At 45.2% G+C, this 12,624-nt stretch carries 9 protein-coding genes and 1 pseudogene; all 10 read right to left on the reverse strand.

All coding sequences use genetic code 11. From position 1 onward, the window contains the following. Positions 1 to 11: 11 nt before the first annotated feature. The 10 genes and pseudogenes from SWOL_RS07665 to SWOL_RS07705 all read right to left on the reverse strand — a co-directional run bounded on the left by SWOL_RS07665 (position 12) and on the right by SWOL_RS07705 (position 12,547). On the reverse strand, positions 12 to 1,964 hold the full coding sequence (locus tag SWOL_RS07665; RefSeq protein ID WP_011640883.1) for an NAD(P)/FAD-dependent oxidoreductase: 1,953 nt from the start codon (positions 1,962 to 1,964) through the stop codon (positions 12 to 14). Positions 1,965 to 2,109: 145 nt separating this feature from the next. Then, entirely contained in the window at positions 2,110 to 2,988 is an 879-nt protein-coding gene (locus tag SWOL_RS07670; RefSeq protein WP_011640884.1) for an MBL fold metallo-hydrolase, read from the reverse strand. Positions 2,989 to 3,310: 322 nt separating this feature from the next. Further along, positions 3,311 to 4,126: a CoA-transferase subunit beta gene (locus SWOL_RS07675; protein WP_011640885.1), complete on the reverse strand. Its 816-nt coding sequence runs from the start codon at positions 4,124 to 4,126 to the stop codon at positions 3,311 to 3,313. Next, a pseudogene (locus SWOL_RS07680) lies at positions 4,127 to 5,103 on the reverse strand (CoA-transferase). A gap of 136 nt (positions 5,104 to 5,239) precedes the next feature. Continuing rightward, positions 5,240 to 6,388, reverse strand: coding sequence for an acyl-CoA dehydrogenase family protein (locus tag SWOL_RS07685; protein WP_011640886.1), 1,149 nt, complete (start codon positions 6,386 to 6,388; stop codon positions 5,240 to 5,242). 15 nt (positions 6,389 to 6,403) lie between these two features. Beyond that, positions 6,404 to 7,186, reverse strand: a complete 783-nt coding sequence (locus tag SWOL_RS07690) for an enoyl-CoA hydratase-related protein (protein ID WP_011640887.1) — start codon at positions 7,184 to 7,186, stop codon at positions 6,404 to 6,406. Positions 7,187 to 7,224: 38 nt separating this feature from the next. Next, a complete protein-coding gene (locus SWOL_RS07695) occupies positions 7,225 to 8,079 on the reverse strand; it encodes a 3-hydroxybutyryl-CoA dehydrogenase (protein WP_011640888.1) in 855 nt (284 codons plus the stop codon). A gap of 21 nt (positions 8,080 to 8,100) precedes the next feature. Then, positions 8,101 to 9,456, reverse strand: coding sequence for a thiolase family protein (locus SWOL_RS07700; RefSeq protein WP_011640889.1), 1,356 nt, complete (start codon positions 9,454 to 9,456; stop codon positions 8,101 to 8,103). A gap of 184 nt (positions 9,457 to 9,640) precedes the next feature. Then, positions 9,641 to 9,814 (reverse strand): Com family DNA-binding transcriptional regulator, encoded by a 174-nt coding sequence (locus SWOL_RS14005; protein ID WP_155814171.1) that lies wholly within the window; start codon positions 9,812 to 9,814, stop codon positions 9,641 to 9,643. A gap of 642 nt (positions 9,815 to 10,456) precedes the next feature. Then, a complete protein-coding gene (locus SWOL_RS07705; protein ID WP_011640890.1) occupies positions 10,457 to 12,547 on the reverse strand; it encodes a sigma-54-dependent Fis family transcriptional regulator in 2,091 nt (696 codons plus the stop codon). Positions 12,548 to 12,624 lie beyond the last annotated feature (77 nt).

Below are 12,624 nucleotides of genomic sequence, written 5' to 3' on the forward strand. Positions count from 1 at the left end.
TTACTAGTCATCTATTTCTTTAAGCCCGTCGCTATCATATGAGCCACTGCTTCACCCTGCAAAAAGGCATTTTTAAAGCCTTTAACCTGGAAAGCATCACCAATCAAGTAAACATTTTTATGTCTGTTCTGAGCCTCAATATAGAGAGCATTATTAGGAGTAAATCCTGTAGCCAGTACAATGTAATCAGCTTCCAGGCACTCATAAGCACCTTGCTGGCTCTTTAGCTGCAGTTGCTGATCCTTTATCTCCATTACCTGGCTGGAAGTTTTCTTATTCACCTTACCCTCTTCCAATCGGTTCATCAGATCGCGGCGATTCTTTTTTTCCATGTCCGCCGCCAGATACTTATTCTGCTCCACAATGGTGATTTGATTATTCCCCGCCAGGAGAAAATCTGCCACTTCGCAACCATTGCTGCCTCCGCCAATTATGACCACCCTTTTCCCTTTGATTTCCGGTTTCCTTTCTAATACCTCCCTAATACCCAGGCAATAACTCTGATCCCATCCCGGAATCTGCGGCAACAGAGGCTTGGAACCAGTAGCAATAAGCAGGTAGTCAGGATTAAGGTCGGGCAAACTTTCAAGATTAAAGGAGCAGTTCAGAAATGCCTCTACACCGCTTTTCTCTACTTGTCTTATTAAATAATCGCGCAAGTAAGCTACCCGGTGTTTGTGCGGGGGCAGACAGGCCAGATTCAAAAGGCCGCCCAGGCTTTTCTCCTTTTCGTATAGTGTGACATTAAGGCCTCTACTCTTCAATGACAAAGCCGCCTGCATACCAGCAGGGCCGCCACCTACTACCATCACATTGGCTTTGTGCAGAAGCTTTTTCCCTTCTTGGGAAAAATGTCGCTCACGCCCGGTAAGGGGGTTAACGCTACAATCCACCATCATGCCGCGGAAGTTGTTGTCAATACAATTGTTGCAACGTATGCAGGGGCGAATGTCTTCCGTTCCCGACTCGCGAACTTTATGAGGCCATTCGCTATCCGCCAGCAGGCTTCGTCCCAGGAAAATGAAATCAGCCTGCCCACCGGCTATCAGTTGGTTGGCAAAAGCCGGGTTATTGAGCATTCCCCCGGCAATAACCGGAATATGTATCCACTTCTTCAACTCCCCGGCCAAATAAACCCTCCAGCCCTCCTTATAGGAAGCCGGTTCAATACTCTTAAGCCCAGATTCATAAGTCCCGGAGGAACAATTAATCAGTTCAACTCCCGCCTGTTCCAAATGCTGGCATATTTCTACACTTTCTTTTAGCTCCAGGCCACCGGGGACAAAATCATCCATATTTATCCGTACTGATATGATCAACCCGGGACTGGAAGTCTTAATCTTTTTGATAATGTTTAAGAGAAATCTCATCCGATTTTCCAGGGAGCCGCCATACTCATCCTGGCGGAGGTTGCTATGAGGAGAAAGAAATTGGTTAATCAAATAACCGTGAGCTGCATGCAATTCCACTCCATCAAATCCAGCCATAAAAGCATAAGCCGCCGCCTGGCTAAATTTATTTTCGATCTCCTTGATTTCTTCCCCGGTTAATTCTCGGGGGATTTCTTTTACCATGGGACAGGCCAGGGGAGATGGAGCTACTGGTTGCACTCCGGTAAACAGGCTGGATGTTTGCCTTCCGGCATGAAAGAGCTGGATAAAAGTGCGGCAACCATAAGCCTTGATATGCTGAGCAAGCTGTTGCAGCCCGGCCACATAACGTAGGCTGTCTATATTTATCTGCCGGAAACTTTCCCTTCCGGTGGGAGCATCAACACAAGCGGCTTCAACCACTATAAGCCCTGCCCCCCCTCGGGCTCTGGCCTCATAATAGTCCAGCAAGCGCTCGCTCACTTCCCCATCAGAACTGGCATAGGATACTAGCATAGGAGCCATAACAATCCTGTTCTTCACCAGCAATTTGCCAATATAAGCCGGGGAAAATAGTTCTGGAAAAGTCTTCATATTTAGCCGACCACCCTTATTGCGTAGTTGTTTAACATATAACCTACATGCTAAAAGAGGAGATAAGCACGTTTCTAACCATTATAGCATAGCTTTTATAAAGATTTTCCGCTTGTCCAGGATATCTGCTAATATACGATCGGGTTTAAAGCTTTTCTTTTACTCGCCGGAGCAAGATTTGCACACATTGTTGAATATTCTCCGGAGTATAGATTTTTAAGCTACCCTTATAATAGCGAGCAAAAAGCTCCTTTTCTATCTTCTCATCCTCCCATCCTTGATCCAATAAATCCCGAATTATATTAAAAGCCTGCTCTGCAGAGCTTAAAGCCCTTCTATAAAAAGCATCAATATTCCGTCCTGTCCATATCCGTTCATGGGGAATAGCCAGAAGCTTGCTAGGATAGCTCATCAGCCTCTTTATAGTTTCCAGGTAAATGTCATAAGCTTGAAAAAACACCGGAAAGATATCCTCATCCGAGATTTGAAAGCCACAAGCATCAGAAATGAACATAACCTGCTCAGCAGGCAGGTAGCAGGCCAAACTGCAGGGACTATGACCGGGAGCATCTAATACTTTGATGTTCAAATCACCGCCGAGCTTTATCTCATCTCCTTCAGCAATTAGCTTATCAAGAGCAATCTCCGTTACATTAGGTGATTGCAGCCCCCGGGGAATTATTCCTTCGTCCGCTAGCAAATCCAACATTTTTTCATCCTGAGCAAAAAAGTTTTCCATTATTTTGGCCTTTTTTAAAACGGCTTCCGCTGGGGAACTGGCCAGTAAAACAGCAGCAGGAAACATCTTTTGCAAGGCAGGTATTCCGCAAACATGGTCAAAATGAGCATGCATTGCCACTAAATACTTTACTTCCGGTTTTTGGGGCAGTTTCTCCCACTGCTTTTGGAAACTATAAACCCCACCACTTACCCCGCATTCAATAATGGCGGCCTCTTTCTTCCCCACCAGAAAATAATTGAAGTGTCGATTGCCCAATAGCAAAACATTCTCGCTAAGCTGCACTACAAATCACTCCTCCCTTTAATATCTCTCTATGACTATAATAGCAGAATTTATCAATGATTTTACTGCAAAACTCCTTTTGATGCATAGTTGATACTGCTCCGGAGTTTCTTCCGATGCTTAAAATATAAGCATAATAATATTTATTACTTTTTCAGTGCCATCGAACTTACCCCCTGCTCTACAAACAGATAACCAACAGCTAGGCGGGCTGGGAATTCCACCTACTAAACATGATTAACCCTTTAAAAAAATAGGGCCTCAAAACCTAAGATAATGAGGCCAAAATCTATAAATAATATAAGGGGACTACCTGATTTAACTAGGGCAAGAAGATACCTTCCGGATCGACTTCTTTATAAAGTAATTCCAGTTCGTAATAAGTCGGGGGTTTGGTCTCTCCGCTTACCCGGGAGATATTAAGATCAAAAGAGCAGTTATCTTTCACCTGTTGCGGAGTGAATCCCGGATGAACCGTATCCAGGTACATTATCCCTTCCTCATCAAACCTGAATACGCCCATATTGGTTATTACTGCTTCCACGCCCCCGCGGAAGAATTTGCCGTATACTTCTCTCTTATGCACGAATTCTCCCCCGGGCCATTTGGGCAACCTCCAGCCCGGAGAAGTAATATAGTCAACATGTTCTCTGAAACGGCGCTTTTCCTGAACCATTATAAATACCGTCCGTCTGGCCAGAGCATTGATATCCGGGTTACCGCCACTACCGGTAAAACGCTTTTCCGGGTTCAGGTAATCACCAACCACCGTAGTATTTACATTTCCATACTTGTCGATCTCGGCTCCCCCGAGGAAGGCCAGATCCACATATCCGCAATGAAGCTGCCCGTAAAAAGTCTCGGTTAAACCAGCCGCCATCGAAGCCTGGTGGGCACAGCGGGCATCACCTACAGAAGTGGGCAGATCGATGGGCCGTCCGTCAATGCTCCCGGCTTCATAAATACATACCGCATTAGGAGCACTTACTTTTTGAGCTAACATGATAGCCAGCATGGGCAGGCCGGTTCCAGCAAAAACAATATCCCCATCAACTACCTCCCGGGCAGCAGCAACTGCCAGGAGGTCAATTGGTTTATATTCACCCGCTTTGGCCAGTTTATTATTCTTCGCTGTCATTTATCTCGACCCCCTTTTCACCCTGGTGGAATAACCCAGGACCTTATTGGCCCGCAGTTTCTCCAAATTACTAATGCCTAATTTCTCAAGATATTGTTCATGGCTATCAACGCCAAATATCCATTCCTCAGCCCATTTGTCATAGCCGGCTTTGCTCTTGGAAGCGGAATAGAAATTACGGATGAAGTCAGCATCAACATCATAATAACCCTGGGAACCGGTGGGATGTGCTGACCATGGTAGCTCAACCACATAATCAATGGAGTAACCGGTAGCAATGTTTTTTTCCGGTTCGCTGCGTAAATAGCTGTCTGGAACAACCTCTTCTGCCAAGACAATAACCTTATCCGCCGCCTTAATTACTTCCGCATCAGTATAGGTCTGGGCATTAACCCGCAGGGTTCCCTCATCACCAACCTGCGAAGCATAGACCAATGCCCAATTAGGATTAGCAGCAGGCATTAGCAGGATTTCTCCCATATCATAAAACGGATCCCCGCTGACTGTATACTTCTGCCGGGGAATTTTAGGATTGGAGCCATCTCTAAGACCAGCAATCTTTAGCATATCGTACTGGGGATTTAAAATATCGGTCCCCATCGAGAGTGCCGTGGGGAAAAAAGGTAAGCCATAGGCTCCGGCCAGTAATCTGGCCACAGCCTGACCATGGCTGTAATCCTCAACTATCATAGATTTTTCACATTGTCCCCGGGCTACTCCTTCACCCAGTTTTCCATAGAGTTCATGCCCTACCCAACAGGATTCCCAGATTTTAACCGCCCCTGCTCCCGCCAATACCTCAGTGTGGGTGCCGCCGTTCACTTCAAAGAGGTGCAGATTTTTTTCCCCTGGCGAACCATCTCGTAAACCAGAGCCATTGGTCGACGCCAGATAGTAAAGCCACTGAATGACAACATATCGCCGTCCTGTATAAGGGCTCCCGCTTCTTTCAGGGTAATTCTTTCCGCTTTACCCATTCCTCTCTCCTCCTTCTTTCTCTATTTTTTTGGACTTGCCTTTTACTGTCCAAAGCCCTAAATTAAAAATATGCAATTTAATTTGCCGGCCCCGGATGGCTATTTAATTAATAGCATCCAGGGGCTGCACCCTTTTTTAGAAGCGTCCTATAGTTTCTCGTCCGATTATCATCCTTTGAATCTGGTTGGAGCCTTCATAAATCTGGGTAATCTTAACATCACGCATCATTCTTTCCACCGGGAATTCATTACAGTACCCGTAGCCTCCCATAAGCTGTACACAGTTAGTACATACTTCCATCCCCGTATCAGTAGCGAATTTTTTGGCCATAGAAGCTTCCTTGTTATGGGGCAATCCATTGTCCTTCAGCCAGGCAGCCCGGTAAACCAACAATTGAGCAGCATCCAGCGCAGCAGCCATATCTGCCACCATAAACTGTACCCCCTGATTGGCCGCCAGCGGTTTGCCAAATTGTTGCCTCTCCTTGATATACTGAACGGTATAATCCAATGCCCCTTCACCAATCCCCAGCCCCTGAGCCGCAATAGTAACACGTCCGCCGGCTAAAAGACCCATGGCTACCTTAAAACCATCATTAATTTCTCCCAACACATTTTCTTTGGGCACCTTGACATCTTCAAAGTAGAGTTCAACCGTGGGAGAGCCATTCATCCCCATCTTGGCTACCGGTTTGCTCATGGTAAAACCGGGGGTGTCTTTTTCGATTACCAAACAAGTTATACCCCGGCCAGAGCCCTGACTGGGATCGCTCTTTACAAAAGTACAGTAAGTGGTAGCTACTCCCCCGTTGGTGATAAATATTTTGCTGCCGTTTACCAGGAAATAATCGCCTTTGTCTTCCGCTTTGCACTTGAGCGAAGCCGCATCAGATCCGGCATTGGGTTCGGTCAGAGCATAAGCTCCGACTATCTCTCCCGTAGCTAATGCCCGCAGGTATTTTTCCTTAACTCGCTGGCTGCCATAAAGATAGGTGCTCATACAACCCAGACCGGTATGGACACTCATAATTACTGCGGTTGAAGCACAGCACTTGGCCAGTTCCTCTACAAACATGGCGAAATCAAGATAAGAGGCCCCGGCTCCCCCCCACTCTTCGGGGATAGGTAACCCGGTTAGACCCAAATCAGCCATTTTCTTAAAAGTAGTCATGGGGAATTCATGAGTCCTATCTATTTCTGCTGCCAGAGGTTCTACCTCGTTTTTGGAGAATTTCCTAAACATATCTCGCATCATTAAAGATTCGTCGCTTAAAGCAAAATCCATAATATTTTCATCTCCTTACTTTCCAATAAAATTGGCTTTCCGTTTTTCTACAAATGCTCGCATGCCTTCTTTTTGAACATGCGTGGCAAAGCAAAGGTCAAAAAGATCTGCCTCTACGGTCATGGCCCAGTCTATATCGGTCTGCATTCCTTCATTTACCGCTATCTTGCAGAATCTGACTGACTTCTGGCCTCGTAAGGCAATCTTTTGCGCCAGCTTTTCCACATTCCCCATCAATTGTTCTGATGGTACTATATAATTGACCAATCCAACCCGCATAGCCTCATCCGCATTTATAATATCGCCGGTATAAAGCAGCTGTTTGGCGATTCCCGCACCTACTATGCGAGGAAGGCGCTGGGTTCCGCCAAAACCCGGAGTAACGCCCAGGCCAACCTCAGGCTGCCCGAATTTGCTTTTCTCGGAACAGATACGAAAATCACAAGCCATAGCCAATTCACATCCACCACCCAGGCAAAAACCATCAATAGCAGCAATCACTGGCTTTTCCATGGCTTCGATCAATCGCATGACTCCTTGACCCAAAAGCCCGAATTCCCGGCCCTCAAGGGCGTTTATTTCCATCATAAAAGTTATATCCGCTCCGGCTACAAAAGCCTTACCTCCGGCGCCGCTTATTATCAGCACATCAATATCCTGGTCGTCTCTGACATCTTCAACTGCAGTTTTTAATTCAATAAGAGTGTCCTGGTTGAGGGCATTTAATGCCTTGGGCCGGTTAATGACCAGATGAGCAATCCGCTCTTCTTTTTTCAGGATCAGGTTTTCAAATTCCATAATAAATTCACCTGTCTTCCGCTTTTATCCCGCAAAAGCTATTTGCGGTAGTCGTAGATGCCTTTGCCGGTTTTCCTTCCTAACCAGCCTGCCTGCACATATTGCTTAAGCAGAGGAGAGGGGCGGTATTTGGGATCACCATAGCCGTCATACATGACATTAAGAATAGAGAGTATGGTATCCAGTCCTATCAAATCAGCCAGTTCACAGGGTCCCATAGGATGATTCATACCCAGCTTCATTATGTTGTCTATGTTCTCTGCCGGGGCCACGCCTTCATAAAGCTCCCAGAGGGCTTCATTGATCATGACCTGCAGAACCCGATTGGATATAAAACCAGGAACATCTTTGCACCAAACCGGAGTTTTGCCCATTTTTATGGAGGCTTCTTCAATTATCTTATAGACCTCATCCGTGGTAGCCAGACCGCGAATGATCTCTACCAGTTTCATTACTGGAACCGGATTCATAAAGTGCATTCCTATCACTTTTTCCGGGCGTTTGGTGGTGGCAGCAATCTGAGTAATGGGCAGTGATGAGGTGTTGCTGGCCAAAATAGCATGGGCCGGAGCTATCTGATCCAACTGGCTGAATACTTGTTTTTTAATATCAAAATTCTCCACAATAGCTTCAACTACCAGGTCGCAATCAGCGGCATCTTCCAGTTTAACCGATGGTTTTATGCGGCCTAAAATAGCGGCCTTATCTTCTTTGGATTTTTTCCCCTTGCTAACATCGCGGGACAGGTTTTTTTCTATAACCGCCAGTCCCTTGTTAACCAGATCCATATTAATATCATATTGCACCGTATCATACCCGGCCTGGGCAGATACCTGGGCTATTCCCCCGCCCATTTGCCCGGCACCGATGACCATGATTTTCTTAATAGTCATAAATTTCGCCTCCCGCTTTTACTATGCTTCAACTTTGATCAACATGGCGTCACCCTGGGCATGGCCGGAACATATTCCGCAAACCCCGTAGCCGCCGCCCCGGCGTCGTAGCTCATAGGCCAGAGTCATTACGATTCTAGCTCCGGTGGCCCCGATGGGATGGCCAAAGGCAATAGCACTTCCGTTGACATTGACTTTTTCAAACATTTCTTCTTTACTCATGCCCAGTATGCTACAAGCACTTACCAAAACCACCGCAGCAAAGGCTTCGTTTATTTCAATTAAATCCACATCCTTATAGGTCATGCCGTTCTGTTCCAGTACTTTCTTTATGGACAGGCCGGGAACAGTGGCGATATCCTTGGTCTGCTGGGATACTTCGGCATAATCGACAATAGTAAAAAGGGGTTTTAGGCCCAATTCATCGGCTTTCTGCCGGCTCATCAATAGGCAAACATCACCGCCATCATTTACTCCGGGGGCATTTCCGGCGGTTACGCTGCCGGGCTTTCCGGTAACGGTGCTCTTATGATTGAATACCGGGGGCAGCTTGGCCAAAGCTTCCATCTTGGTCTGGGGGCGGGGTCCTTCGTCCTTGCTCAACACATCTTTCCCTCTGTTGATTTCCACCGGGAAGATTTCATCATCCAGGCGGCCTGCCTCCATTGCGGCAACAGCTTTCATCTGGGAGTTGTACCCCCACTCATCGTTATCTTCGCGGGTAAACCCGAACTCATCGCTGGTTTCCGAGCCGTGTATGGCCATGTGGCGGTTATAGAACGCATCCCAAAGACCGTCATAAACCATGAGGTCCACACAATTGGCATTTAATAGCCCCATACGCCGTCCATAACGCATTTCGGGCAAGGAATAGGGGCAGTTGCTCATGCTTTCCTGTCCACCGGCTATGACAATATCCGCTTTCCCCAACATTATGGCTTGGACGCCTAGATCAATGGTCTTTATACCGGATGAACAAACCTTGTTCACGGAAATGGCCGGAACCGATTCTGGCAACCCGGCCAGTATGGTGGCCTGCCGCCCGGGAATTTGCCCGTTGCCTGCCGGCACCACCTGTCCCATATAGACATAATCCACATCTTCCGGTTTTACTTTGCCATTGGTGCGGCGCAATACTTCCTTAATTGCCAGGGCTCCCAGCTGCGGAGCATCATATTCTTTAAGTTTTCCGCCCATCACCCCATAAGGCGTACGGCAAGCTTCCACGCAAACTACTTCCCGGAAGTTTTTGTATACATTGCCGACATTTCTTCCCATGCCTTCAAAATTCGGTTTTCTCTCCCCAAACCCGCTAACCGCAATTTTCTTGGGATAGTCAGCCCTCTTTATTTCTAGTTTTTGCGCATAATCCGACATAATCTTTCCTCCTTAAAGCGATATTAGCTTATTGAAAGCGTTTTATATTTTTCCGTCATACAACAAATAAGCTAAACAACTCACCTCCTCTCCAAAAAAGAACCCCGCAGAATAATCTGACGGGGCTCTTTAGGCTCTCAAACAGATAAGTCCTTATGCAGTTGTCATAAATTACATTAGCTTGCTAGCTTTTGCTGCAAGCGGCGAAGTACAACTCCTTTTCTCCTACATTATTTTTCTTTTCTGTAGGACCAAGAGTGTTCCTGCTTCCACAGCGCGGGCACTTTATCTCTAGTTCAACACAGTCTCGATATTTGCCTAAAAGTTTCTGGCATTTCTTACACCTGAAATCTTTCAAAGTAATTTTTCCTCCTCTCTCTTTTAAAAAGGTAAATAACAATTAAAAAAATAAAGCCCACTGAATATAATTTAGTGGGGCTCAAGGCTCTCAATTATTCTTATAAAACCGATATACCGTTACGATAGAAGATCTTCATAATGCCGCTTATTTTGCATCCATGTCAAGCTATATTTATGCAAGTACTATGCCAAACTATGAAAACAATATATATGCAAGCAAAATTAATGCTTAAATTCTGGGGCTCTGTTCGATCTCGAAGCTTGGGTTTTATTAGTTGCAATACTAAACGCCCCTATCTTGTTTTTGCATAGAATTTAATGCCTTGGAATAAAGCGATTGATATAGGATAGTAATTGTACTAGCAATTACTATTGTTGCATTTAAACAACAAGTTTTTTCTTGCTCTGTTTATTCTATATTGGTATTATTTTCCTCTTTTGTTTCTTTTCCTGGATTTCTTTTTTTCCACCACTGTAAAGGCTACAACTTATAACATACTTCCGTAGAAATGCCCAAATCTTTGAGTTCTACTCTTTTATTTGCAGGTAAAGTCGTTGCATTTACGCAACAACTTTACCTGGTTTTTTTTGTTGCATTACAGCAACGTTTGCTGCATTATGGCAACATTATGTTTCGTTTTTACCGGCTCGGAGGAGATATTCCATATTTAGCAGCCTTCCTAACCACGGTGGAAGCATTCACCTCTAGTTTTTGGGCCATTTGACGGGTAGTCCTATACTGGGCAAAAGCCCTTTCCAGTAGCTGTCTTTCCACACTTTCTACTGCTTCCTTGAGTGGAATAATTGCCGAAACACTAACCTGGGGATTATCAACCGCAGCCGAACTCAAATGAACTGGAAGCTCATCCCGACTTATGATGTCACTGGAGGATATAACCACCAGCCTTTCAATCAAGTTTTCCAGTTCGCGTACATTTCCCGGCCAGTCATAAGCCATCAATATATCTACTACATCGGGGGATATGCGCTTGTTAAGCTTATATTTACGATTAAACAAAGCGATAAAATGCACTATCAGCGATGGTATATCTTCCTTTCTATCCCTCAATGGAGGAATTATAACCGGAATTACATGTAGACGATAATAAAGATCCTCCCTGAATTGCTTTTTCTGCACCATTTCCAAGAGGTTGCGGTTGGTGGCAGCCAGAATCCGGGTGTCAACTTTAAGAGCTTGTCTCCCCCCCACCCGGTTTATTTCCTTGCTCTGCAATACTCTCAAGAGTTTTACCTGCAAATTAAAGGGCAGGTCACCTATCTCATCCAGAAAAAGGGTTCCCTCATGGGCCAGTTCGAAATAACCGGCTTTACCTTCCTTTTTAGCACCGGTAAAAGCCCCATACTCATAACCAAAAAGCTCTGATTCCATCAGGTTCTCGGGGATGGCTCCGCAGTTTACCTTAATAAACGGTTTCTTGGCGCGAGCACTGTGGTTATGAATGGTCTCAGCAATAAGCTCCTTGCCGGTTCCTGATTCACCATTGATCAAAATGGTGGAGTCTACCTCTGCCAATCGAACCACCGTTTCCAAAAGCTTTCTCATTTCGGTAGATTTGCTTATGATTTTATCTGTACCACTATAAATTCGCAGGGTTTTTAACTGGCTTTCATAGTGCTGACTTAATCCCTGAACCTGTTCCAATTTCTGTTTCAGCATATTGAGTTCCGTAATATCCCGGACATTGCAAACCACGCGAAATATATTCCCGATTTTATCAAAGACCGGGCTACCTGTGGCCAGAGTAGTCTTGCCGCTTCTGGTTTCTTGAATAATAGTTACGGTTTCTTTGCGCGCAAGGGCCAGGGAGCTTACCGATTCGGAAACAATACCCTCCCGGGCTATGTCATCCACATGCCTTCCCAAGAACTCGCGTCCATTTATCCCGGTAATCATTTCAAAGGCTTTATTTAAACGCAATGTCATCCCATTGCCATCCGTAATATAAAGACCGTCATACGATGATTCAATAATAGCATCCAGTTCTTCGTTGAGTTCTTTAACATATTTTAATTCCCGCGATAACTCCTCCAGTTCGGAAATATCTTGCAAAACACCAACTGCTCCAATTATCTCGCCATCTTTAATTATCGGTGAACGATTGGAGATAAAATAGTGGTTATTCAACATAATCTTCTGCAAGGTCTCGACCTGCCCCGACTTGATTATATTGGTAAGACGGCTGGTAGGGTATACATCATCGATAAGCTTGCCTTTTACATTCTCTGCTTTTTGTTTTAAAAGTTTTTCAGCGGCCCGGTTGAATACCCTGATTCTGGATTGCTTGTCTACGGAAACAATCATGTTATGGGTAGAGTTGATAATAGCATCTAGTTCACTGGATATATTTCTATATGACTCCAGGAAAACCCGGGCCAAATCAGTCCGGGTAATCATGCCCATAATTCCGGTTTCATCTGCTATGGGCAATCTCCCTAGTCCGGGATATAGTACATCTTCTATCTCTTCTTCCGGGTGTCCAATAATAATATCACGCTTCATTAATTTCTCTATGGGTTGAAGCATATCCATTTCCTGCTCTATCGCTCGATAAACATGGGTCTTGGTAAAAAGTCCGATAATTTGATTATTCTCATCCACCACCGGAGCTCCATCAATATTCCGCTCCAGGAAAAGGGTTACTGTTTCGCGGATTGATTGTTCCGGTCTTAGTAAAACAGGGTTGGGGCTCATTATTTCGCCTAAGTTCATTCTGACCACCTCATCCTAAACATACCATATCCTCATAAATTTTGCTGTAGCCTGGTACTAATATGCAAAAAAAAAAG

The organism is Syntrophomonas wolfei subsp. wolfei str. Goettingen G311 (assembly GCF_000014725.1).
Lineage (GTDB): Bacteria > Bacillota > Syntrophomonadia > Syntrophomonadales > Syntrophomonadaceae > Syntrophomonas > Syntrophomonas wolfei.